General features: G+C 71.3%; 17 protein-coding genes. 4 read left to right on the top strand and 13 right to left on the bottom strand.

Features of this window, described 5'->3' with window-relative positions:
* Window positions 1-65 precede the first annotated feature (65 nt).
* The 5 genes from ACFWV8_RS28145 to ACFWV8_RS28125 all read right to left on the bottom strand — a co-directional run bounded on the left by ACFWV8_RS28145 (window position 66) and on the right by ACFWV8_RS28125 (window position 6853).
* Complete coding sequence (locus tag ACFWV8_RS28145) at window positions 66-1478, bottom strand: lysine N(6)-hydroxylase/L-ornithine N(5)-oxygenase family protein (protein WP_384209567.1); 1413 nt, start codon at window positions 1476-1478, stop codon at window positions 66-68.
* A 187-nt stretch (window positions 1479-1665) separates the two neighbouring features.
* Window positions 1666-4164 carry an aminopeptidase N gene (pepN, locus tag ACFWV8_RS28140; protein WP_384209565.1) on the bottom strand — a complete coding sequence of 833 codons (2499 nt, stop codon included), beginning with the start codon at window positions 4162-4164 and terminating at the stop codon, window positions 1666-1668.
* 123 nt (window positions 4165-4287) lie between these two features.
* Window positions 4288-4653, bottom strand: coding sequence for a chorismate mutase (locus tag ACFWV8_RS28135; protein WP_384209561.1), 366 nt, complete (start codon window positions 4651-4653; stop codon window positions 4288-4290).
* Between the two features lie 185 nt (window positions 4654-4838).
* Entirely contained in the window at window positions 4839-5603 is a 765-nt protein-coding gene (locus tag ACFWV8_RS28130) for a serine protease (RefSeq protein ID WP_384209581.1), read from the bottom strand.
* A 467-nt stretch (window positions 5604-6070) separates the two neighbouring features.
* Window positions 6071-6853, bottom strand: a complete 783-nt coding sequence (locus tag ACFWV8_RS28125; RefSeq protein WP_384209558.1) for a S1 family peptidase — start codon at window positions 6851-6853, stop codon at window positions 6071-6073.
* Window positions 6854-7153: 300 nt separating this feature from the next.
* On the opposite strand from ACFWV8_RS28125, the gene ACFWV8_RS28120 reads away from it, so the two are divergent.
* Window positions 7154-8062: a hypothetical protein gene (locus ACFWV8_RS28120; RefSeq protein ID WP_384209555.1), complete on the top strand. Its 909-nt coding sequence runs from the start codon at window positions 7154-7156 to the stop codon at window positions 8060-8062.
* 93 nt (window positions 8063-8155) lie between these two features.
* The gene (locus ACFWV8_RS28115; RefSeq protein ID WP_384209552.1) at window positions 8156-9733 is read left to right on the top strand and encodes an ankyrin repeat domain-containing protein; all 1578 of its coding nucleotides are present in this window, start codon (window positions 8156-8158) and stop codon (window positions 9731-9733) included.
* Between the two features lie 29 nt (window positions 9734-9762).
* On the opposite strand, the gene ACFWV8_RS28110 is transcribed toward ACFWV8_RS28115, so the two are convergent.
* The 8 genes from ACFWV8_RS28110 to ACFWV8_RS28075 form a co-directional block, all read right to left on the bottom strand.
* Window positions 9763-10149 (bottom strand): barstar family protein, encoded by a 387-nt coding sequence (locus ACFWV8_RS28110; protein WP_384209548.1) that lies wholly within the window; start codon window positions 10147-10149, stop codon window positions 9763-9765.
* A 43-nt stretch (window positions 10150-10192) separates the two neighbouring features.
* Entirely contained in the window at window positions 10193-10582 is a 390-nt protein-coding gene (locus tag ACFWV8_RS28105) for a ribonuclease domain-containing protein (protein ID WP_384209542.1), read from the bottom strand.
* A 649-nt stretch (window positions 10583-11231) separates the two neighbouring features.
* The gene (locus ACFWV8_RS28100; RefSeq protein WP_384209536.1) at window positions 11232-12776 is read right to left on the bottom strand and encodes a DEAD/DEAH box helicase; all 1545 of its coding nucleotides are present in this window, start codon (window positions 12774-12776) and stop codon (window positions 11232-11234) included.
* A gap of 281 nt (window positions 12777-13057) precedes the next feature.
* On the bottom strand, window positions 13058-13261 hold the full coding sequence (locus ACFWV8_RS28095) for a cold-shock protein (RefSeq protein ID WP_003969786.1): 204 nt from the start codon (window positions 13259-13261) through the stop codon (window positions 13058-13060).
* Between the two features lie 235 nt (window positions 13262-13496).
* Entirely contained in the window at window positions 13497-14243 is a 747-nt protein-coding gene (locus ACFWV8_RS28090) for a vWA domain-containing protein (RefSeq protein WP_384209531.1), read from the bottom strand.
* Between the two features lie 185 nt (window positions 14244-14428).
* Window positions 14429-15889, bottom strand: a complete 1461-nt coding sequence (locus ACFWV8_RS28085) for a glutamate synthase subunit beta (RefSeq protein WP_384209524.1) — start codon at window positions 15887-15889, stop codon at window positions 14429-14431.
* Complete coding sequence (gene gltB, locus ACFWV8_RS28080) at window positions 15882-20504, bottom strand: glutamate synthase large subunit (RefSeq protein ID WP_384209518.1); 4623 nt, start codon at window positions 20502-20504, stop codon at window positions 15882-15884. The genes ACFWV8_RS28085 and gltB overlap by 8 nt, the downstream gene beginning before the upstream one ends.
* 458 nt (window positions 20505-20962) lie before the next feature.
* Complete coding sequence (locus ACFWV8_RS28075; RefSeq protein WP_384209577.1) at window positions 20963-21682, bottom strand: VIT1/CCC1 transporter family protein; 720 nt, start codon at window positions 21680-21682, stop codon at window positions 20963-20965.
* A gap of 250 nt (window positions 21683-21932) precedes the next feature.
* Between ACFWV8_RS28075 and ACFWV8_RS28070 the strand changes: the two genes are divergently transcribed.
* Both ACFWV8_RS28070 and ACFWV8_RS28065 read left to right on the top strand, forming a co-directional pair.
* Entirely contained in the window at window positions 21933-22970 is a 1038-nt protein-coding gene (locus ACFWV8_RS28070) for an ADP-ribosylglycohydrolase family protein (RefSeq protein ID WP_384209513.1), read from the top strand.
* Window positions 22971-23656: 686 nt separating this feature from the next.
* Window positions 23657-24826 (top strand): ADP-ribosylglycohydrolase family protein, encoded by a 1170-nt coding sequence (locus ACFWV8_RS28065; protein ID WP_384209574.1) that lies wholly within the window; start codon window positions 23657-23659, stop codon window positions 24824-24826.
* The last annotated feature ends 19 nt before the right edge of the window (window positions 24827-24845 follow it).

Here is a 24845-nt window from a genome sequence, read left to right as displayed (position 1 = left end):
GGGTGGTGCCGTCCCCTCGGCACCACGCCGGCGCACCCCCGGACAGGCTCTGGTCCCGTTCCGGGTCAGCGCACTTCGGAGAGTGGTACGAGACCTCGGGGCACCGGCACCGCCCGGTGCTTCTCCTGTCCGTCGAGGCCGAAGCTGGTGAACGCGGTACGCCGTGGCAGCGGGTAGGGCTCGGTGCCGGTCAGCGAGTTGAGGATCGTCGCGCTGCGCCAGGCGGCGAGTCCGAGGTCGGGGGCGCCGACCCCGTGCGTGTGCCGTTCGGCGTTCTGTACGTACACCGAGCCTGTCACCGAGGCATCGAGCAGCAGCCGGTACCGGTCGTCGATACGCGGGCGCTGGGACTCGTCGAGGCGCATGTACGGGTCGAGTCCGGCCAGCATTCTGCCGAGCGGGCGCTCGCGGTACCCGGTGGCCAGGACGACGGCGTCGGTGGTGAGCCGGGAGCGGCCGGACTGCTGGGCGTGTTCCAGGTGCAGTTCGATGCGGGTGGCGCCGACGCGTCCCGCCGTACGGACGAGAACGCCGGGGGTCAGGACGGCGTCCGGCCAGCCGCCGTGCAGCGTACGGCGGTAGAGCTCGTCGTGGATGGCCGCGATGGTGCCCGCGTCGATGCCTTTGTGGAGCTGCCACTGGCGGGGCAGGAGTTCGTCGCGTACGCGTTCGGGCAGGGCGTGGAAGTAGCTGGAGTAGTCGGGGGTGAACTGCTCCAGGCCGAGTTTGGAGTACTCCATGGGCGCGAAGGCCTCGGTGCGGGCCAGCCAGTGCAGCTTCTCGGCGCCGGTGGGGCGGGCGCGCAGCAGGTCGAGGAAGACCTCGGCACCGGACTGTCCGGCGCCCACGACGGTGATGTGCTCGGCTTGGAGGATCCGCTCGCGGTGGGCGAGGTAGTCGGCGGAGTGGATCACGGGCACGGCCGGGGTGTCGGCGAGGAGCTTGAGCGGTTCGGGGACGTACGGCTCGGTGCCGATGCCGAGCGCGACACTGCGGGTGTAGGCGCGGCCGAGCGCCTCGACCTCGCCGTCGTTGTCGAGCTGGGTGAAGTCGACCTCGAAGAGAGCGCGTTCGGGGTTCCAGCGGACGGCGTCGACCTGATGGCCGAAGTGGAGGCCGGGGAGTTGTTCGCTGACCCAGCGGCAGTAGGCGTCGTACTCGGCGCGCTGGATGTGGAAGCGCTCGGCGAAGTAGAACGGGTACAGCCGGTCGCAGGCCCTGAGATAGCTCAGGAACGACCAGGGGCTCGCCGGGTCGACCAGGGTCACCAGGTCGGCCAGGAAGGGCACTTGGAGGGTGGTGCCGTCGAGGAGCAGCCCGGGGTGCCAGTGGAAGGCGGGGCGCTGTTCGAAGAAGGTGGCGGCGAGGCCTCCGTGGACGCCGTCGGCGAGCGCGGCGAGGGAGAGGTTGAACGGTCCGATGCCGATGCCGACCAGATCGTGCGGCTGGTCGTGATCGTCTGCTGACAGGTCGGTCATGGAGGTCCTTCAGGGCGCGGGGGCCAGATGCACCAGGGGTCCGGGGTCGGTCGGGTGGTGCCTACGGTGCACAACGATCCGGACCCGATGGGGGTAGCGGCGTGCGCTGAAGGAGAGTGTGTGTGTTTACGGTGCGGTCTTCGTAAGGAGGACGGGCCGGCCTGTCCTCCTTACGGAGACCGCGGGGTCATTCGGCGCGTACCCGCAGCGCGCGGCGCAGGTCGTCCAGTTGGTCGGTCAGTTTGCGGCGCAGCGCGGGCAGGAGGTCCGCCCCGGTCAGGCATTCCTCGCCCAGGCGCAGCGATTCCTGGTCCACCGCGTGGAGCGGGAAGGCGTAACGTCCGGCGAATTCGGCGATGGCGGGGCCGCGACGGGCGGCCAGTTCGACGGCGTCTTTGTAGAAGCGGGGGACGTACTCGCTTACGAGACCGGTCTGTTCGGGCTGCCAGAAGCCCTGGGCGGTGGCGGTGAAGAGGTGGTTGGACAGGTCGTCGCCGAGGAAGAGCCGTTCCCAGGCTGCGGCCTTGGCATCGCTGTCGGGGATCGCGGCACGGCAGCGGGCGGCGTCTTCCTGGCCGGTGGCGCTGGGGTCGCGGGTGAGTTCGCGGGCGATGTCGGCGTCGTCCACGGCGCCGAGGACGGCGAGGCGGTAGAGGATGCGCCAGCGCAGTTCGGGGTCGAGTTCGGGGCCGCCGGGGACGCTGCCCGAGCCGAGCCAGTCCTGGATGCCGTCGGGCTGGGTGGCCGCGGAGATGAAGTGGCGTACGGCGGTGAGGCGCAGGCCGGGTGCGTTGCCGTCCTCGGTGCGGCGGATGAGGGCGCGGCAGATGGTGGTGAGGGCGGCGAGGGCGGCGGGCCGCTCGTCGGGGCCGAGGTAGCGGTCGGCGATCTGGGTGGCGGCGAAGCCGAGTACGCCTTGGGCGATCGCGAGGTCGGACTCGTGCGGGAGGTGCGTGCGCGCGGCCTCCAGGTAGGCGCCGGGGGGCAGTTCACCGTCGCGGACCATGTCGCGGGCCGTGTTCCAGACGACGGTGCGGGTGAGCGGGTCGGGAATGGCGGAGAGCGAGTCGAGGGCGGTGGCCCAGGAGCGGTCGTCGAGGCGGACCTTGGCGTAGGCGAGGTCGCCGTCGTTGAGGACGACGAGGTCGGGGCGGCGCCCGGGGCGGAGCGTGGGGCCGTCCTGCTGCGGGATGTCGATCTCGAAGCGGTCGCGCGGGGCGAGCCTGCCGGGGTCGACCAGGTCGCGGTCGTAGGCGCTGACGGCGATACGGTGCGGCCGGCTGCCGTCCTGGGTGACGCCGAGCGTCCAGCCTGCCTCGGAGCCGTTGCCGGTGACGGTGGGGGTGAGGGTGTCGACGCCGGTCGTACGGAGCCACCGCTCGGCCCACCGGTGCACGTCGCGGTCGGTGGAGGCGGCGAGGGAGTCGATGAAGTCGGCGAGGGTGGCGTTGCCGAACTTGTGGCGGGCGAAGTGGGTGTTGATGCCTGCGAGGAAGTCCTTCTCGCCGAGCCAGGCGACGAGTTGGCGCAGCGCGGAGGCGCCCTTGGCGTAGGAGATGCCGTCGAAGTTGAGCATCGCGGACGCGGTGTCGGGCACGGCGTCGGGGTCGGGCGCGACGGGGTGGGTGGAGGGCCGCTGGTCGGCGTCGTAACCCCAGGACTTGCGGTCTATGCCGAAGGCGACCCAGGTGTCGGTGTAGCGGGTGGCCTCGGTGAGGGTCTGGTAGCCCATGTACTCGGCGAAGGACTCGTTGAGCCAGATGTCGTCCCACCAGGTGAGCGTGACGAGGTCGCCGAACCACATGTGGGCCATCTCGTGGGCGATGACCATGGCCCGGGTCTGCCGCTCGGTGTCGGTGACGGCGGAGCGGTAGACGAATTCGTCGCGGAAGGTGACGAGGCCGGGGTTCTCCATCGCGCCCATGTTGAACTCGGGGACGAAGGCCTGGTCGTAGGAGTCGAAGGGGTACGGCTCCTTGAACTTGGCGTGGTAGCGGTCGTAACAGGCGCGGGTGATGTCGAGGATTTCGTCGGCGTCGGTGTCGAGATGGGGCGCGAGGGAGCGCCGGCAGTGGATGCCGAAGGGCAGGCCCGCGTGTTCGGTGCGGACCGAGTGCCAGGGGCCGGCGGCGACGGCCACGAGGTAGGTGGAGATGGGCGGGGTGGGCGCGAGGCTCCAGAGGCCGTCGCCCTCGTCGGTGGCGATGCCGTTGCCGAGGACGGTCCAGCCTTCGGGGGCGGTGACGGTGAGGGCGAAGACGGCCTTGAGGTCGGGCTGGTCGAAGACGGCGAAGATCCGCTGGACGTCTTCGAGGAACATCTGGGTGTAGACGTAGGTCTCGCCGTCGGTGGGGTCGGTGAAGCGGTGCATGCCCTCGCCGGTACGGGAGTAGCGCATGGTGGCGTCGACACGCAGTTCGTGCCGGCCTTCGGCGAGACCGGGGAGCGCGAGCCGGTTCTCGGTGAGGGCGCCGGGGTCCAGGGGCTGTCCGTCGAGGGTGACGGAGCGCAGCAGTGCGGGCTTCAGCTCGACGAAGGTGTCTCCGGCCGCGAGGGCGGTGAACTCGATGGCGGCACGGGATTCGAAGGTCTCGTCGCCGGTGGTCAGGTCGAGGGCGACCGTGTACCGGTGGACGTCGATGAGCTGGGCACGGGTCTGCGCTTCGTCGCGCGTCAGTACGGACATGGGGACATGCTGCCCGATGGGCATGGGCACGCACAGCCGGTGGGGATTGCGCTGTGAGCGCACGGGCGGGGGCACGGGGTGGGGCACGGGAGCGCGGTGCCCGTACCGCGGGTCACCGGTCGGTCAGGTCCGGCCGTTCGTGCGCCCCTGGCCATCGGCCTTCTCCGCGTTGTCCGCGATCGTCTCGTGGTGGCGGATCACCTCGGCGATGATGAAGTTGAGGAGCTTCTCGGCGAACGCGGGATCGAGCTTGGCGCTCTCGGCGAGCTGCCGGAGCCGGGTGATCTGCCGCTGCTCACGGGCCGGGTCGGCGGGCGGCAGATCGTGTTCGGCCTTGAGATGGCCGACCTGCTGGGTGCATTTGAACCGTTCCGCAAGCATATGGACGACGGCCGCGTCGATGTTGTCGATACTTCCGCGGAGCCGGTCCAGCTCGGCCTGGACGGACTGGTCGATGCCGCCGTAGTTCCCGTTGTCGCTCGTGGTCATGGTGCGGAAGCTTAGGGGGTGTCTTCCCCCAGGTCCCGCGCGGTACGGGTCCACGACAGCCGGAGCACCACAGGCGGGACAGGTCGTGGAGCGACGCGCCGACGGCGTGTCCTGACCTGCCCCGCCCTCGGGACCGGGCGCTCTACGGGCCCGGATCCGCTCGGATCAGAGAGCCCGGAGGGGGATCAGAGAGTGGCCGCGGCCGACGCGATGGCGGAGGCGAAGGTGGAGACCTCGGTGTAGACACCGGGGTAGTTCGGCCGGGCGCAGCCGTTGCCCCAGCTCACGATGCCGACCTGGATGAAGGCACCGGCGTTGTCCTTGCGGAACATCGGGCCACCGGAGTCACCCTGGCAGGTGTCCGTGCCGCCGGCGGCGAATCCGGCGCAGATCTCTTCGCTCGTGATGATCTGGCCGCCGTACGACGAGTTGCAGCTGGCGTCGGAGACGAACGGGACGGTCGCCTTGAGGAGGTAGCGCTGCTGGGCGCCGCCCTCGGTGGCCGCTCCCCAGCCGGCGACGGTGAAGTTGCCGTTGTTGTACGCCGTGGTGGTGGCGATCTTCAGGGTCGGCAGGTTGATGGGCTGGGCGAGCTTGATCAGCGCCCAGTCCTTGCCCGCGCCGTTGTAGCCGGGGGCCTGGAGAACCTTGGTGGAGCGGACCTTGACGGCGCTGCTGCTCTGGAGGTCCACGACGCCCGCGGTGGCGGTGATGCTGGTGTTGTTGCCCGATCCGCTCACACAGTGGGCGGCGGTCAGCACGACGGTGGACGAGTACAGCGAGCCGCCACAGCCCATCGAGAGGCGGACCATGAAGGGGAACTCACCCTGGGCGGCGCGGGTACCGCCGACGACGGGCGGCGCGAGGGGGGCGGCGGCCTGCGTCCTGGGCGCGTCCGGCACGGGCGCGGCGGTGGCGGAGGTGGTCTGGAGACTGATGGCGGCGAGCATGACAGCGCCGGCAGCGATGCATCTCTTGAGGACACCCTGAATGCTCAACGGTCTGCCTTTCGTGGGGGCTTGAGGGAGTTGCTCCTGTCATGGCACACACGGGTCGACGCGCGTTGCGCGCTGTTGGCATGAGCCCGACAGGAACGCGATCCGGATTATCCGGAGGGCAGGAGCGGCCCCACAAGATACGAATCTCGGCCAACCGAACGGTCGGCCTCCGGTCGCCGTCCGGCCACCGAACACCGGAAGCCGCCCCGATCCCCGGTCGCCGCGCGCGCGTCCGCCGACATGGCGCCCACACGGCCGAAAGCACGGACGAAAGCCGCGCGACTCCGGAAACGGGAGAAACAAGAGAGAGGGGTGGGCTCCGGACCCATCGGTCCGGAACCCACCCCTCCTCGTTCGTGTCACATCACGCGCGCCACGCGCCTAGCAGACGGCGCGGCGCGCGCCGGACGAGCCGTCCGTCAAAGACCCGCCGCTGCCGACTGGATGTCGGCGGCGAAGGTGGACACCTCGGTGTAGACGCCCGGGAAGCCCGGCTGCGCGCAGCCCTGGCCCCAGCTCACGATGCCGACCTGGATCCAGCCGCCCGCGCCGTTGTCACGGAACATCGGGCCACCGGAGTCGCCCTGGCAGGTGTCGACCCCGCCCTCCTCGATGAAGCCGGCGCAGATCTCCTCGGACGGGACGAGGCTGCTGCCGTACGCGCCCTCGCAGTCCGCGTCGGAGACGAACGGCACGTTGGCCTTCAGCATGTAGCGCTGCTGGCCACCGCCCTCGGTGGCCGCACCCCAGCCGGCGACGGTGAACTCGCCGCTGTTGAAGGAGTCGTCAGTGGCTATGTCGAGCGTCGGCAGGTCGATCGGCTCGGCGAGCTTGATCAGCGCCCAGTCCTTGCCGGTGCCGTTGTAGCCCGGGGCCTGGAGGACCTCGGTGGAGTTGACCTCGACGGCGTCCGGGCTCTCCAGGTCCACGACACCCGCCGTGGCGGTGATGCCGGTGTCCGGGCCGGAGCCGTCCACGCAGTGGGCGGCGGTCAGGACGATGTCCTGCTCGTAGAGCGCGCCGCCGCAGCCCATGGAGAGGCGGACCATGAAGGGGAACTCACCCTGCTCGGCAGGGGTGCCGCCGACGACCGGCGGGGCCGGGGTGGGGGCGGCGGAGGCGGTGGTGGGCTGCAGGCTCACACCGGCGAGGACGACCGCGCCGACGACGGCACATCTTTTCAGGGCACGCAGGAAGCTCAACTGACTGCCTTTCGTGGGGGGAAACAGTGCGTTTGGTTGTCTTGCGTGGGGCTGTCGTGCGTGAAGCTGTGTACGGATGACACTCAGCACGTGGGGGTGCCGTACGCATGGCGAAGCCGACCGACGACCGGTGAAACAAAAGATCGCCCGCGTCCGCCCGCCACAGCGTGATCCGGATTATGGGGAGGAAATCAGCCGTGGCACAAGATGTAGATTTCGGCCAACGCAACAGTCGGGCCTCCGCGGAGCTCGCCCCCGTACAGTTGAGGGCGGTCGACCGTCCTACGAAGGGGTAGTGGCGTGACGGACAGAAGCGCGGCGAACGGCAGCCCGGTCGTGCACGGCTATCCGCATCTGGACACCGTGCGGGCCGCCATCACCGCGCTCTACCGGCATATGCCGGGCGACGGAATCCTGCGGTACGACACCAGCGTCGCGCCCGCCGATGTGGCCTTCGCCGATCACGACGACCTGCATCTGGGAGTGCAGCGGGTGGCTCGCGCGCTGGTCCAGCAGCTGCATCTGCCCGACGCCAGGATGATCGTCGGCTTCCACGAGATGGAGCACGCGGCGAGTGTCGAGCTGACGGCGGGACCGGAGTACTTCATCGAGCTCAACGACCGCTTCCGGACGCACCGCAGGGACATCGGCGCCGCCCTCGCGCACGAGATCACCCATGTCCTGCTGCACCGGCTCGGGCTGAGCTTCCCCGGCACCCGCGACAACGAGATCCTGACCGACACCGTGACGACGTACCTCGGCGCGGGCTGGCTGCTGCTCGACGCGTTCCGGGAGGACCGGGACTCCAGCCAGAAGCTCGGCTATCTGACGCCGGAGGAGTTCGGCTACGTGCTGGCCAAGCGGGCGATCGTGTTCAACGAGGACCCGGCCATCTGGTTCACCAGCCCCCAGGGCTACACCGCCTACACGAAGGGCAAGGCCCAGGCCCTGCGGGACGAGCAGCAGCCGCCGCTGACCACGGCGGGATGGTCGGGCCGGCACCGGTACGCCAAGGAGCGCCGTTACGCGCTCGACCACCCCGGCGAGTCCGGGGACGCCGGGCGCCCGTACGCCTTCGAGACGCTGCCGGACGGGCTGCGGGTGTCGTTCCCCTGCCCCACCTGCCATCAGCGCATCCGCGTGCCGGTCAGGGGGCGGGTGCGGGCGCGGTGCCAGCTCTGTCACACGGTGCTGGACTGCGACACCTAACTCCCTCTGGTTGGACGGGACTTCACTGCACTGGAATGCGGCCATCGATTTATCGATTTGGCGTGAATGGTCCCGTCGGGCGAAGGTCGAAGGATGAGAGACGAGCGGACAGCGGACACCGACGGCGCGCCGGGCGGCCCGCCCGGTGACGGGCCCGGCCCCGCGCCGGACGACGCGGCGGACGAGCTGTTCTCGGCCGTGTACGAGGGTCGGGACGACGACGTCGTACGTCTGCTGCGCTCCGGCGTCCCCGCCGAGGCGACCGACCGGGACGGCCAGAGCGCGCTCTACGCGGCGGCCGTCAGCGACGAACCGGGCGTGGTCCGGCTGCTGTTGGCGGCCGGCGCCGGCCCCGAGCGCGCGAGTGGCCCCGGCGACGGCGACCTGCCGCTGTGCGGGGCCGCGTGCGGCGGTCATACGGAGGTGGTGCTGGCCCTGCTGGCGGCGGGCGCGGCCCCCGACCGGCGCGAGGCGTACGGCTTCACGGCGCTGGCCTGGGCCGTCGGGCAGGGCCACGTAGCCACGGTGGAGGCACTGCTGGCGCACGGCGCGGACCCCGACCTCCCCGGCCCCGGAGGCGGCGCCCCGGACGGCGAACCGCCCCTGGTGACGGCCGCCCGGCGCGGCTCGCCGTCGACCGTACGGGCCCTGCTGCGGCACGGCGCGGGCGCGCGCGAGGAGGCGCTGGCAGAGGCGCGGCGGTGGACGGCGCCGGAGGCGGTGGAGCATGAACTGCACGCCGAGCTGCTGCCGATGGCAGGCGAGGGCGACGAGACGGTGGTGCGCCGGATCGAGGAGGACGGCGGGGTGACGGTCGTCGTCGAGACGCTGAAGGACGGCGTGCCGGTCGCGAGCCTGGAGCGGCAGACCGGGCACGGGGCGATCACCACGGTTCTGGAGGAATCCCTGGGTCTGCCCGCACCGTTCGAGGTGCTGGCGGGGCGGGCGCTGCGGTGCGGGGTGCCCGAACGGGACGACTGGCGCGAGCCGGTGGCCGCGCTGTGGCGGCGCGGCGACGAGGAGTCGTTCCAGGCGGCGCTCGCCTGGTGCGCGAGCGACGATCCGCTGCGTCGCGCCTTCGCCGCCGACGTGCTCGCTGGGCTCGGCATGGCGGAAGGGAACAAGCCGTTCGCGGACCGATCGCTGCCGCCGCTGCGGGAGTTGTGCGCGCGGGCTCGGACACCGGAGCTGATCGGCGCCTGTGTGACGGCGCTCGGGGCACAGGGCGACGCCACTGTCCTGCCCGAGATCCTGCGGCACACCGGGCATCCGGATCCGGGAGTACGGCGCCGGGTGACGGCCGCGCTGGCCGAACTCGTCGCGGGCGACCACGAGGAGGGGATCGCGGCGCTGACGGCCCTCAGCGCGGACATCGACAACTCGGTGCGGGAGCGGGCGACGACGGCGCTGTCGGTGTCGGACGCGGACACGCCCGGGATCCGCGAGGCGCTGGCGGCGCGGCTGACGGATCCGGTGGCCGTCACGGCGGCCGAGGCGGCGCGGGGGCTCGCGGTCCGGGCAGATCCGAGGGCGGTGGACGCGCTGGCGCGGATGCTCGCCGACGGGAAGGTGGCCGGTCACGCGCGCGAGACGGCGGCGGACGCGGTGAGCGGTCTGCCGGACGCGGCGGTCCGGCGGAGACTGGAGGGCCTGCTGCCGCGCGGCCGGTGAGCCGCCGGGGCCGGTGGGGGCCCGGCGGTTCAGAGCAGCCGCAGGGTGCCAGGCGCCCGCTCGTCGATGATCTCGGTGAGCCAGTCGAAGACGGTGCGGCCACGGCCGGCCTCGGCGTCCTCCAACTGCCCTTGGACGAAGGCCCTGTTGACCTCGGGAACCCGTGCCAGCCGGGCACGGAGCTGTCGGGCGGTCTCCTCGTGGCCGAGCGCCCGGCGGGAGAGTTCGTGCTCGCGCCACTCGATGACGAAGTCCCGGTCGTCCGGGGTCCCGAAGCCGCCGCTGAGGCAGTCGGCGAACGCGTCGAGATTACGCCCGAAGTAACCGTCGGGGCCGTTCACGGCTTCGCCGACCACCTGCCAGAAGCGCTCAAGACCGGTGACCTCCGCCCCGGGGATCACATACGTCACTGTCATGGGGCGGAGGCTACCTGTCTGCCGTGGTGCGGACGGTGCGGGATCAGCAGCCGTGGTCGACGAGGTCGAACGACTCGTAGTGGTCGGCGGTGTAGTAGTCCTGCTGCGCGTTACCGGTCACGATGCGGCGCGCACCGCGGTCGGGAGAGCCCGGCGTCTTGACGGTGTACTCGTGGTAGTAGCCGGTGGACTGCTGAGGCAGGATGCCCTCGCGGTTCTGGAAGACACCGCCGTCCTGCGGGTACGGGTAGGGCCCGCCCTGGTCGATCAGGTCGAGGGTGTCGTGCGCCTGGGACGGCAGGTCGGAGTAGCAGATGTCGCCGACCGCGAGCGGGGCGGCCGTGGCGGCACCGGCCGCCGTACCGCCGACGAGGAGGGTGGACAGGAGGGCGGCTGCGCCGCCGATGAGGGCGATTCGTGGGGGGATTCGCATGCCCTCATGATGACGCGCGTAGACGTGTGCACGTCAATCCCAAGTCGGTGGAGTTTTCGCCAAGTTCACCACCCGACACGGCCACGACACCCGACCGTTGTGACCGGTTCGTCACGAGCACCGACCGACCGGAAGCCCGGCCCGGCACCCATGACACAACATCAGCGCCCCACAACACCTGGCCGGCCCCCGCTCCGACGCCCCTCGGGCACGTTGCCCGAGTACGCCGCGTACGAGGGCGATCCCCCGCCCAGGCCCTGTCCGGGCGATCTTGGCGGATGGCCCGTGCCGCCCGCCGCGGCAGCGGCTGATGTCACTGCGGCGTTCCGGGCCCGCGAAGACCCGCCGGACAGGACCTGGGGTCCTGTCCGGGCGATCCTGTCGGGCTCGCGGTCCCTGGCACGCACGCTCTCCCCCGCAGCCCTTCGGGCACGGGGGCCCGTTGTCGTCGGTCGGCATGGCCCCCACATCCGGCCTGAGCCAAACGACACACCTGGCGCCGGCGGGCGCACGTCCCGCCCTGTGGGCGGACAGCACCGCGCACGCACCCTCGCCCCCCGCAGCCCTTCCGGCACGGAAGCCGCCCCCGCGTCGTCCTCGCTCACCCAAGTACGGCCCGTACGAGGGCGATCCCCCGCCCTCGTAAGGCCTACGCCGCCGTGCGACGGCCGCCGTCGGTGCCCGTCCCCGGGGGGCGGCCGCGGCGGCCGCCGCGGGTGCCCCGGGCTGATCCGCCTGTCGCGCCCAGTCGGGTCCCGCCGCCGCCCGAGCCCGCGCCGCCCGTCCGCCGGGCCGGGCGCGACGCGCGTGCCTTCTGGGGCTTCCGTACGGCGGGTTGCGGCACCTCGATGGTGACCGCGACCCCAGAGGGCTCACGCGCCCCGGTCAGCCGCGTCAGTTCCGCGTCGGTCGACTTGACGCTGGTGATCCTCGGGGCGATCCCCGCGTCCGACATCAGCCGCGTCATGTCCCGCTTCTGCTCGGGCAGGACAAGCGTCACGACGCTGCCCGACTCACCGGCGCGCGCGGTGCGTCCGCCGCGGTGCAGATAGTCCTTGTGATCGACGGGCGGGTCCACGTTGACGACCAGGTCCAGGTCGTCGACATGGATGCCGCGCGCCGCGACGTTCGTCGCGACGAGGACGGTCACCTCGCCGGTCTTGAACTGGTCGAGCGTGCGGTTGCGCTGCGGCTGGGACCGGCCGCCGTGCAGGCCGGAGGCCCGTACACCGCTCGCCAGCAGCCGCTTGACCAGCCGGTCCACCGACCGCTTGGTGTCCAGGAACAGCAGCACCCGGCCCTCGCGGGCCGCGATCCGCATGGTGACGGCCTTCTTGTCGGTCTCGTCCATGACGTACAGGAGGTGGTGCTCCATCGTCGTGACCGCGCCCTGCGAGGGGTCGACGGAGTGGACGACGGGGTCGGTCAGGTACTGCCGTACGAGCCGGTCGATGTTCTTGTCGAGCGTCGCGGAGAACAGCATCCGCTGCCCGTCCGGCCGCACCTGCTTCAGCAGCGCGGTGACCTGCGGCATGAAGCCCATGTCGGCCATCTGGTCGGCCTCGTCGAGGACGGTGACGGTGACCTGGTCCAGTCGGCAGTCGCCCCGTTCGATGAGGTCCTTGAGCCGTCCGGGCGTCGCCACGAGCACCTCGGCGCCGCGGCGCAGCTGTCCGGCCTGCTTGCTGATCGACAGGCCGCCGACGACGGTGGCCATACGCAGGTTGACCGCGGTGGCGTACGGCGTGAGGGCGTCGGTGACCTGCTGCGCCAGCTCGCGGGTCGGCACCAGCACCATCGCGTGCGGCGCGCGCGGCTCGGCGCGGCGGCCGGCGAGGCGGGCCAGCAGCGCGAGGCCGAAGGCGAGGGTCTTGCCGGATCCGGTACGGCCCCGGCCGAGGATGTCGCGGCCCGCGAGGGAGTTGGGGAGGGTGGCGCCCTGGATCGGGAAGGGAGCGGTCACACCCAGGGAGGTGAGCGTCTTGAGCAGTGCCGCGGGCATGTCGAGTTCGTCGAACGCCTCGACGGCGGGCAGCGCGGGGGTGATGGTTTCCGGGAGCGTGAACTCCTGCGGGCGCGCGACGCGCCGGACCGGCGTCTTCGCCGTGCCTTTCGCGGGGCTCTTGGCGCGGGAGTGGACCGGGCGCTTACCGGCCGGGCGGGGTGCGCGGGCCGGGCGTTCGGGGCGAGTCATTCGGTGAAGAACCTTCCTGGGGCGTTTCCGGCCCGGGTCTGGGGGTGTCTTGTCGATCAAGCCGGATCAGGGACGGCGAGCCCGGCGAGATCGGCAAGACATCCCCTGAGGGCTGTCCCGTAATCCCCGGTGGAGCAGCGCGCGCGGCGCCCGACGCGGCGAGATGCCGCAGCTGTCGTCGCACGCCCGCCGGGGATCACGGGACAACCCTCAGGGACAGCACAAGCCGGGACCCGCACCGTGCAGGTGCGGGCCCCGGCTGCGAGGTACGCGTCCGGCGATCAGGCCGGGACGATGTTCTCCGCCTGCGGGCCCTTCTGGCCCTGCGTGACGTCGAACGAGACCTTCTGGCCCTCCTGGAGCTCACGGAAGCCCGAGGTGGCGATGTTCGAGTAGTGGGCGAAGACGTCGGCGCCGCCGCCGTCCTGCTCGATGAAGCCGAAGCCCTTTTCCGAGTTGAACCACTTCACGGTTCCAGTAGCCATGTCATTCTCCTAAAACAGGTGCAGAGACGAATCCGCACTTCACGGATTCCTCGTCGCCGCATTGAGCCCCATCCGGAGAAGCCGGCGAAAACAATAAAATGCGCCTGAGGAACATTCCCGTCAGGCGCACATAAAGTTCATGGGTACCAAAACTGCAACGCGGTCAGCCTAGCACGCTCCCCGGGCTTACCCGGATCCGACACGCCCGGTGTCGAACGGACGGTGTCCGCGCGGGTCAGCCGCGCACGATGCCCCGCGCGCGGGCCGCCGCGAGCCACAGCGGGAATTCCGCGACGAGCCGGTCGTACAGCACCTCGTCCGGCACCTCGCGCGGGTCGAGCCCGGCGTGGAAGAAGCCCGCGTTGTCGACGGACCGCTTCTGCGGAACGGCCAACTCATCAAGTTTCTGAAGGAAGTTGAACTGCGAGCTGCGCTTGTTGCCGAAGCCGACGAACTGCCAGAACAACGGGAGTTCGGCCGCTTTGCAGAGATAGCGCTCCGCGGCGGGTTTGCTGCTCGGCCCGCCGTCGGTCTGAAAGACCACCAGGGCGGGCGCGGTGGACCCGCTGTCCAGATAGTGGTCGATCACCGCGTCCATGGCGAGGTGGTAGTTGGTCCTGCCCATGTGCCCGAGCCCGGCCACGATCCGGTCGATACGGCCGCGGTGGTCGGTGAGCGCGATGTCCGTCTCGCGGTCGATGTCCGTCGAGAAGAACACGACGGGCACGGCACCGTCGTCGTCCAGATTCGCCGAGAGGCCGAGCACCCGGTCGGCGAACGCCTGGACGCTGCCGTCCTGGTAGTACTCGCGCATCGATCCCGAGTAGTCCAGGACCAGATAGACGGCGGCGCGCTGACCGCTCATCCCGTGCTTCCGCAGTGATATCCCCGCCGCCCGGTAGTGCTCGACGAGCGCGGGCGCGGTCTCCTCGACCTTGCGGAGGCTGATCGCCGGGCCTGCCGCGAAGGGCGCTGTGGTCATGAGTGTTGCCGTTCACTCGACGGGCGCGGGGGGTGCGTAGAGGCTACACAGCACGGGGCGCACATGCCACGGCGCCCGCCGTCGTCCGGTCGGGGACTGGCGGGCGCCGTGTCTTGCGGAGGGTCCAGGGGACGTCCCCCGGGCCGTCATTCGTCCGTACGCCGTTGTACGGGACGTTTCTTGGCTCAGACCGTGAGTGAACGGTCCGTCGGGCGGATCGGGGCGTGCAGTTCGCTCGCTCCGGTCAGATAGCGGTCGACGCCACGGGCGGCCGAACGGCCTTCGGCGATGGCCCACACGATCAGGGACTGGCCGCGACCCGCGTCACCCGCAACGTACACGCCGTCGACGTTGGTCGCGTACTCGGCGTCCCGTGCGATGTTTCCGCGCGCGTCGAGTTCGAGCCCGAACTGGTCGACGAGACCGTTGGACCGGTCCGTACCTGTGAAACCCATGGCGAGGGTGACCAGTTGGGCGGGGATGACCCGCTCGGTGCCGGGCTTCGGCTCCGGGCGGCCGTCCTTGAACTCGACCTCGGTGAGGTGGAGCGACTGGACGTTGCCGTCCTCGTCGCCCTCGAAGTGGGTGGTGGAGACGGAGTAGATCCGCTCGCCGCCCTCCTCGTGCGCGGAGGTGACCTTGTAGAGCATCGGGAAGGTCGGCCAGGGCTGGTTCGGGGCGCGGTCCTCGCCCGGCCGGGGCATGATCTCCAGCTGGGTGACGGACGCGGCGCCCTGGCGGTGCGCCGTACCGACGCAGTCCGCGCCGGTGTCGCCGCCGCCGATGACCACGACGTGCTTGCCCTCGGCGGTGATCGGGGAGACCGTCAGGTCGCCCTCCCGCACCTTGTTGGCGAGCGGCAGGTACTCCATGGCGAAGTGGACGCCGTTCAGCTCGCGGCCGGGCACGGGCAGGTCGCGCGAGACGGTGGCGCCCGCCGCGATGACCACGGCGTCGTAGCGCCTGCGGAGCTTCGCCGCGTCTATGTCGCGGCCGATCTCCGTCTCGGTACGGAACTTGGTGCCCTCCGCGCGCATCTGCTCGATACGGCGGTTGATGTGGGACTTCTCCATCTTGAACTCGGGGATGCCGTAGCGCAGCAGGCCGCCGATGCGGTCGGCGCGCTCGTACACGGCGACCGTGTGGCCGGCCCGGGTGAGCTGCTGGGCCGCGGCCAGCCCGGCCGGGCCGGAGCCGATGACGGCGACGGTCTTGCCCGACAGGCGCTCCGGGGGGCGCGGGACGACGTCGCCGTTGTCCCATGCCTTGTCGATGATGGAGACCTCGACGTTCTTGATGGTGACGGCGGGCTGGTTGATGGCCAGCACGCACGCGGACTCGCACGGCGCGGGGCAGAGCCGGCCGGTGAACTCCGGGAAGTTGTTGGTCGCGTGCAGCCGTTCGCTCGCCGCGGTCCAGTCCTCGCGGTACGCGTAGTCGTTCCACTCGGGGATGAGATTGCCGAGCGGACAGCCGTTGTGGCAGAAGGGGATGCCGCAGTCCATGCAGCGTCCGGCCTGCTTGCTGATGATCGGCAGCAGTGAGCCCGGAACGTAGACCTCGTTCCAGTCGTTCTTGCGCTCGTCCACCGGGCGGGACTTGGCGACCTCGCGCCCGGTGGTCAGGAAGCCCTTGGGGTCAGCCATTGGTCGCCGCCTCCATCATCTTCTCGGTGGTCTCCTGCTCGGAGAGACCGGCGAGCTCAGCGGCGTCCTTGGCGGCGAGCACTGCCTTGTAGGTGGAAGGAATGATCTTGCTGAACCGGGTCACGGAGGTGTCCCAGTCGGTCAGCAGTTTCTCCGCGACGGTGGAGCCGGTCTCCTCGTGGTGGCGGCGCACCACGTCGTGCAGCCACTTCCTGTCGGTGTCGGAGAGGTCGGTCTCGACGGCGCCGAGGTTGCCGGCGTTGACGTTGTCGGCGTCGAGGTCGATGACGTACGCGATACCGCCGGACATACCGGCCGCGAAGTTGCGCCCCGTCTCGCCCAGGACGACGGCGTGGCCGCCGGTCATGTACTCGCAGCCGTGGTCGCCGACGCCCTCGGAGACCACCGTGGCACCGGAGTTGCGGACGCAGAAGCGCTCGCCGGTACGGCCCCGCAGGAACAGCTCGCCGCCGGTCGCACCGTACGCGATGGTGTTGCCCGCGATGGTCGAGTACTCGGCGAGGTGGTCGGCGCCCCGGTCGGGGCGGACGACGACCCGGCCGCCGGAGAGGCCCTTGCCGACGTAGTCGTTGGCGTCGCCCTCCAGGCGCAGCGTGATGCCGCTGGGCAGGAAGGCGCCGAAGGACTGGCCGGCCGAGCCGGTGAAGGTGATGTCGATGGTGTCGTCGGGCAGTCCCGCGCCGCCGAACCTCTTGGTCACCTCGTGGCCGAGCATCGTGCCGACGGTGCGGTTGATGTTGCGGATCGCGGTCTGCGCGCGGACCGGCTGGGCGGCCTCGGCGCTCTCGGCGCCGAGCGCGTCGGCGGCCAGCTTGATCAGCTGGTTGTCGAGCGCCTTGGCCAGGCCGTGGTCCTGCTCGATGATCCGGTGCCGTACGGCGCCGTCGGGCAGGGCCGGGACGTGGAACAGCGGCTTGAGGTCCAGGCCCTGTGCCTTCCAGTGGTCCACGGCCCGCTCGGTGTCGAGCAACTCGGCGTGTCCGACGGCCTCTTCGAGCGTACGGAAGCCCAGCTCGGCCAGGAGCTCGCGGACCTCCTCGGCGATGAACTCGAAGAAGTTGACGACGTACTCGGCCTGGCCGGAGAAGCGCTCGCGCAGCACCGGGTTCTGGGTGGCGATGCCCACCGGACACGTGTCGAGGTGGCAGACGCGCATCATGACGCAGCCGGAGACGACGAGCGGCGCGGTGGCGAAGCCGAACTCCTCGGCGCCGAGCAGCGCGGCGACGACGACGTCGCGGCCGGTCTTGAGCTGGCCGTCGGTCTGGACGACGATCCGGTCGCGCAGCCCGTTGAGCAGCAGGGTCTGCTGGGTCTCGGCGAGGCCCAGCTCCCAGGGACCGCCCGCGTGCTTGAGCGAGGTGAGCGGGGATGCGCCCGTACCGCCGTCGTGGCCGGAGATCAGGACCACGTCGGCGTGGGCCTTGGAGACACCGGCCGCGACCGTGCCGACGCCGACCTCGGAGACCAGCTTCACGTGGATGCGGGCGGCCGGGTTGGCGTTCTTGAGGTCGTGGATCAGCTGGGCGAGGTCTTCGATGGAGTAGATGTCGTGGTGCGGCGGCGGCGAGATGAGGCCGACGCCGGGCGTGGAGTGCCGGGTCTTGGCGACCCACGGGTAGACCTTGTGGCCGGGCAGCTGGCCGCCCTCGCCGGGCTTGGCGCCCTGGGCCATCTTGATCTGGATGTCGTCGGCGTTGACGAGGTACTCGCTGGTGACGCCGAAGCGGCCGGAGGCGACCTGCTTGATGGACGAGCGCCGCCGGGGGTCGTGGAGCCGGTCGGCGTCCTCGCCGCCCTCGCCGGTGTTGGACTTGCCGCCGAGCTGGTTCATCGCGATGGCGAGGGTCTCGTGCGCCTCCTTGGAGATGGAGCCGTACGACATGGCGCCGGTGGAGAAGCGCTTGACGATCTCGGAGGCGGGCTCGACCTCGTCCAGGGCGACGGGCTCGCGGCCGGAGTCGAAGCTGAAAAGTCCGCGCAGCGTCATGAGGCGTTCGGACTGCTCGTTCACCCGGTCCGTGTACTGCTTGAAGATGTCGTACCGGCGGTTGCGGGTGGCGTGCTGGAGGCGGAAGACCGTGTCCGGGTCGAAGAGGTGCGGCTCGCCCTCGCGGCGCCACTGGTACTCGCCGCCGATGTCCAGCGCGCGGTGCGACGCGGAGATGCCGGAGGGCGGGTAGGCCTTGGCGTGGCGGGCGGCGACCTCCTGGGCGATGATGTCGAGCCCGGCGCCGCCGATCTTGGTCGCCGTACCGCTGAAGTACTTCTCCACGAAGGCCTCGTCGAGACCGACGGCCTCGAAGACCTGCGCGCCCCGGTAGGAGGCGACGGTGGAGATGCCCATCTTGGACATGACCTTCAGGACGCCCTTGCCGAGGGCGTGGATGAGATTGCGGATGGCGTTCTCGGGCTCCAGGCCCTCGATGAAGGTGCCCGCGCGGACGAGGTCCTCGACGGACTCCATCGCGAGGTACGGGTTGACGGCCGCGGCGCCGTAGCCGATGAGCAGCGCGACGTGGTGCACCTCGCGTACGTCACCGGCCTCGACCAGCAGCCCCACCTGGGTGCGCTGCTTGGTGCGGATGAGGTGGTGGTGCACGGCGGCGGTGAGCAGCAGGGACGGGATGGGCGCGTGCTCGGCGTCGGAGTGCCGGTCGGAGAGCACGATGATCCGCGCGCCGCTCTCGATCGCGGCGTCGGTCTCGGCGCGGATCTCCTCGATCCGGGCGGCGAGGGCCTCGCCGCCGTCGTTGACCCGGTAGAGGCCGGAGAGCGTGGCGGCGGTCATGCCGGGCATGTCGCCGTCGGCGTTGACGTGTATGAGCTTGGCCAGCTCGTCGTTGTCGATAACCGGGAACGGCAGGGTGACGCTGCGACACGCGGCGGCGGTCGGCTCCAGGATGTTGCCCTGGGGACCGAGGGTGGAGCGCAGCGAGGTGACGAGCTCCTCGCGGATGGCGTCCAGCGGCGGGTTGGTGACCTGCGCGAACAGCTGGGTGAAGTAGTCGAACAGCAGCCGGGGGCGCGCGGACAGCGCGGCGATCGGGCTGTCGGTGCCCATGGAGCCGAGCGGTTCGCCGCCGGTGCGGGCCATCGGCGCGAGGATGATCCGCAGCTCTTCCTCGGTGTAGCCGAAGGTCTGCTGGCGGCGGGTGACGGAGGCGTGCGTGTGCACGATGTGCTCACGCTCGGGGAGGTCCTCCAGCTCGATCTCGCCGGCCTCCAGCCACTCCTCGTACGGGTTCTCGGCGGCGAGCGTCGCCTTGATCTCGTCGTCCTCGATGACGCGGTGCTCGGCGGTGTCCACGAGGAACATCCGGCCGGGCTGGAGGCGGCCCTTGCGGACGACCTTCGCGGGGTCGATGTCGAGGACGCCGACCTCGGAGGAGAGGACGACGAGTCCGTCGTCGGTGACCCAGTAGCGGCCGGGGCGCAGCCCGTTGCGGTCGAGGACCGCGCCGACCTGGACGCCGTCGGTGAAGGTGACGCAGGCGGGGCCGTCCCAGGGCTCCATCATCGTCGCGTGGTACTGGTAGAAGGCGCGCCGGGCGGGGTCCATGGAGTCGTGGTTCTCCCACGCCTCGGGGACCATCATCAGCACGGAGTGCGGCAGCGAACGGCCGCCGAGGTGGAGCAGTTCCAGGACCTCGTCGAAGGACGCCGAGTCGGAGGCGTCGGGGGTGCAGACCGGGAAGGTCCGCTCCAGGGTGCCGGGGTCGTCACCGAACACGTCGGAGGCCAGCTGGGACTCGCGGGCCCGCATCCAGTTGCGGTTGCCCTTGACCGTGTTGATCTCGCCGTTGTGGGCGACGAAGCGGTACGGGTGGGCGAGCGGCCAGCTCGGGAAGGTGTTGGTGGAGAAGCGCGAGTGCACCACGGCGACGGCGGTCGCGAAGCGGCGGTCGGAGAGGTCGGGGAAGAAAGGTTCCAGCTGGCCGGTGGTCAGCATGCCCTTGTAGACGATCGTCCGGGCGGAGAGCGAGGGGAAGTAGATCCCGGCCTCGCGCTCGGCGCGCTTGCGCAGGACGAAGGTCCTGCGGTCGAGGGCGATGCCCGTGCGCGGGGCTGTGCCTGCGTCGTCGCCCGCGTCCGTGCCGGTGGCCGTGCCCGCGTCCGTCGTCGCGGAGACGAAGAGCTGGCGGAAGACCGGCATGGTCGAGCGGGCGATGGCACCGAGCATCTGCGGGGCGACGGGCACCTCGCGCCAGCCGAGGACGTCGATGCCCTCCTCGGCGGCGATCGTCTCGATCCGTGAGACGGCTTCGTCCGGGTTGTCGGCGGGCAGGAAGGCGATTCCGACGGCGTACGAACCGGCCTCGGGGAGCTCGAATCCGGTGACCTCGCGCAGGAACGCGTCCGGGATCTGGAGCAGGATGCCGGCGCCGTCACCCGAGTCGGGCTCGGAGCCGGTGGCACCGCGGTGTTCGAGATTGCGCAGCACGGTCAGCGCCTGCTCGACCATCTCGTGGCCGGGCACACCGGTCAGGGTGGCCACGAACCCGACGCCACAGGCGTCGTGCTCGTTACGGGGGTCATACATGCCCTGCGCAGCGGGGCGGCCATCCATGGGCGACCAGGCGTCGAAACGCATCGGCTCTCCCGTCGTCGTCGTGGCATATGCGATAACCGAGGGACGACGCTGGCCCTGGGCAAAATTTCGTGCAGGTTACATGATGGGTCGGCTGCTCAGAAAGCGGATAGCGGAATCCAGCATGTGGACGCCGCTCGCAGCGGCGAAGGAGGTCGGGGGGTACGGGACGCCGTACACCGGACCACGGCGGAGCGAGCTTCATTGCCCGCGGCGCCTACGGGTCATGCCCGGAGTTCAAGCGTTCGAAACAACCGGGTAACGGCAAAAATATGTGACGCCACGCAAAGTGTCCCACCCAGGTGGGACAAGGCCGGAGGATGGTCGAGGGGATGTTCGTCACCACAGTGACGGCATGTCCCCGACCGCGCAATATGTCGTACGCCTGGTGGGCGGTGTGCCGGGCCGGGGGCGGACCGGGCTCTGTCGCGGCGCCGGCCGACCACCCCCGCCGGGGCCGGCTAGACAGTCGCCCCGAACAGCACCCCGAGCCCGTACGTGAGCGCCGCAGCCGTACCGCCGAGCAGCAGCTGCCGCAGACCGCTGTACCACCAGCTCCGCGCGGTGATCCGCGCCACGAGCGCTCCGCAGGCGAAGAGCCCGAGCAGCGCCACCAGCACGGCGGGCCACAGCTCGGTGGCGCCGATCAGATACGGCAGCACGGGCAGCAGCGCGCCCACCGCGAAGGAGCCGAACGACGACACGGCGGCGACCATCGGGGACGGCAGATCGTCCGGGTCGACGCCCAGTTCCTCGCGCGCGTGGATCTCCAGCGCCAGCTCGGGGTCCTTCGAGAGCTGCTCCGCGACCTGGCGTGCCAGCTCCGGCTCCACACCGCGCGACTCGTACAGCTCGGCGAGCTCCGCCATCTCGTCCTTGGGGTACGTGCGCAGCTCCCGCCGCTCCACGTCCAGCTCGGCCTGGACGAGCTCGCTCTGCGACGCCACGGAGGTGTACTCACCCGCGGCCATCGAGAAGGCGCCGGCCGCCAGGCCCGCGAGGCCGGTGATGACGATGGTCTGCCGGTCGACGGAGCCGCCCGCCACGCCGGTCATCAGAGCCAGGTTCGAGACGAGTCCGTCCATCGCGCCGAACACGGCGGGGCGCAGCCAGCCGCCGTTCACATCGCGGTGCGTGTGATTGTCACGGTGTGCTCCGTGGAGTGACGCCTCGTTGTCCATGACGGACACGCTGTCCCCTTCCCAGCCGGTCCCGACGACCGGCTGATCCGGCTGCTCGGGCGTGGCGGGACACCCCGCCCACGGCTTCGAAAGTACGCACGAAACAGGGGCCCCGCCAGCAAGGAAAGCCATGCTTACCAAGGCACCAGCCGGGTGACAGAGGCACTTGCGGGACTCCCGCGGGGCGCGGCGTGGGACGTATGGGAGGAAGAGTGGCCTCCCTGGGGCCCGATGCGCGAAAGGCCCCGCGATGGAGTTGACTGCCTGCGGTTCCGGCCCCGGTCCCGCTCCATCGTGGGTCGCCGTTCTGCGGGAACGGGCGCGGGGTTCGCTGCTCGGCCTCGCGGTCGGCGACGCGCTCGGGGCGCCGGCCGAGAACATGCGCCCCTCGGAGATCCGCCGCCGCTGGGGCCGTATCGAGGGGTTCGTCAGCGACAACCCGGCCGGTACGGACGACACCGAGTACGCGATCTTCTCCGGCCTCCTCCTGGCCGGACACGGCTCGGCCCTGACAGTCGCCGATGCCGAGAACGCGTGGCACCACTGGCTGGCCGACCTCGACGAGGGGGCGTTCAGGGGGGCCGGGTTCAGCGAGCGCGGCACGCTGGAGAATCTGCGCAGGGGCCTCGCCGCGCCGATCACGGCGCAGCACCGGCACGCCTGGAGCGACGGCCTCGCGATGCGGGCGGCCCCGTTCGGCGTCTTCGCCGCAGGCCGCCCGGCCGAGGCGGCCAGGCTGGTCGCGGTCGACGGCACGGTCAGCCACGAGGGCGAGGGCATCTACGGCGGCCAGGCGGTGGCGGCGGGGGTCGCCGCCGCGATGACGGGCGCGGGCCCGGCGTCGGTGGTCGCGGCGGCGCTCTCGGTGATCCCGATGGACTCCTGGACGGCCCGCTCACTGCGCCGCGCGGTGGTCGCGGCGGGTCGCGAGTACCCCGACACGCTGACCATGGAGCGTGCGGTCCGCTCGGCGGTCGTGATCGGCGGCTATCCGTGGACGGACCTGGCGCCGGAGGCGGTGGGCCTGGCGTTCGGCGCGTTCGCGGCGGCCCGTGGCGACTTCCGTACGTCGGTCCTGACGGCGGTCAACATGGGCCGCGACGCGGATACGACGGCGGCGGTGGCGGGAGCGCTGGCCGGAGCGGTGTCCGGCGCCGAGTCGATCCCCCAGGAATGGTCCTCGGCAATCGGCCCGGCCCGCGGCAGCTGCCTCCCATCGATGCGCGGCTACCACGTCCTGGACATCGCGGACCTGCTGACTCCGGACGAGGACGGGGAGGGGTTGTGACGGGCGGAGAGGGAAGCGATGGCGCGGCGGCGGACGTCGGCACCTGGCTCGGTCCCCAGCCGGGGGACGCGCTGGGCGCGGGACGGACGAGGGCACAGGACGAGGCCGGGACCGGTTGGAATCCGGGACGGGCAGAGGTCGCGTACGGAACGCCGCCCAGTCCGCAGGCACCGGACACGCTCGGCACGGGAAGTCTCACGACATACGAGGAGCTCCCGACCGGTCGAAACCCACCCCGGCCGAAGGGTGACGAAGCACCGCCCGCCAGGCGAGACCCCGCCCGCCCGGAGGGTGCGCACGAAACCGACGGCAGCAAGTCGTCACCCGGCAGCCGGAACCCCGCCCACGCAGAGGGTGCGTACGAAACCCAGACCATCGAACCGTCACCCGGCGCACCGCACGGTTCGCAGCCGCGGAACGCGCTGGGCGCGGAGCGGACGACGGCGCAGGACGAGGCCCCAACCCGCCGAAACCCAGGACGGGCGGAGGGCGCGGCTCGGGGAGCACACGACGACGAGCCTCGCCTTCAACAGCGGAACGTGCTGAGCGAGCCATCGAAGCGCCGGAACCCGGGCGGGTCCGAGGGCGCGTACTGGACACCGCGCCGTTCGCAGCTGTCGGACGCGCGGGAACAGCCGCCGGCGCCCCGGCCGGACCGGAGCGCCGGCGCTCACCGGTGTGAGCATCTGCGTGTCGCGGCGGGCGCCGGGCGGGAGCGGGTCGAAGGGCTGCTTCTCGGGCTGGCCGCCGGGGACGCCGCCGGGTGGCCCGCCGCGCGGCATCGGGCCGCGCGGATGCCTGAGTGGACCCGGCGGCTCACCCGTGAGCTCGACACCTTCGCCGAGCAGAACGCCACCACCACCCTCCCCGTCCCCATCGCCCTCAACCAGCCCCCCGAGCCCCTGCGCCTCGGCCCGTCCGACGACGCCGAGTGGGCGGCGTTCGCCGCCGAGACCGTGCTCACCGCGTTCGGTGACCACTTCGCCGGCCTTCCCGCCGACCGCCGCACCCGCGCCGCCATCGACCTCGCCTGGTCCACCCTCGCCTGCGAGATCGCCGCGGCGGCGGACCGCGCGCCGGAGGTGGAGTCCGCCGTACTGCCGCTCCGCGCCCGGATCTCCGTACGCGCCGGGCTCGGCAATCTCGCCACCGGTCTGCGCCCGCCCGCGACCGGCCACGACAACCCGCACTACTTCGACGACGCGGCCTGCGTACGGGCCGTCGTCCTGGCGGTCACGCATCCGGGGCGTCCGCACGCCGCCGCCGAACTCGCCGAGTTCGACGCCCGCTACACGCAGGACGGCGACGGGGTGCACGGCGCCCGCGCGATGGCCGCCGCCGTGGCCGCGGCGCTCGGCGGCGCCGACACCGCGACCGCTGTCGCCGCCGCGCTCGAACAGCTGCCGGACAGCACGGAGATCGGCCGCAACGCCCAGCACGCGGTCAAGCTGGCGCGGGACTTCGCCGACGAGCCCGCCGGAGCGTTCGCGCTCGTCCCTCTGCTGGAGCATCAGATCGTCGACCACGTCTACAGCTACGGCATCGCCGCCGCCGAGACCGTGCCGGTCGCCCTCGCCCTGACCCTCGCCTCCGGCGGGGACGTCCGCGCCGCCGTACCCGCAGCCGCGTGCCTCTCGCGGGTCGCGGACTCGGCGCCCGCGCTCGCCGGGGCGCTGACCGGGGCGCTCGGCGGGGGTGCGGCCGTGCCCCCGGCGTGGCACGACGCCTGCCGCGTCCTGGCGGGCTGCGCCCTGCCGCGTCTCGCGGGCACGGACCTGGTCGAACTCGCCGGGCTGCTGACCCGCACGCTCGACACGGCGGACACGGTGGACTCCGCGGACCACAACTCCCTTTAGCACCAAGGGCGGCGAGCTT

The organism is Streptomyces sp. NPDC058665, assembly GCF_042714995.1.
GTDB lineage: Bacteria > Actinomycetota > Actinomycetes > Streptomycetales > Streptomycetaceae > Streptomyces.
The sequence above is the reverse complement of the archived record's forward strand: the minus strand, read 5'-3'. Positions and strand labels throughout refer to the sequence as shown.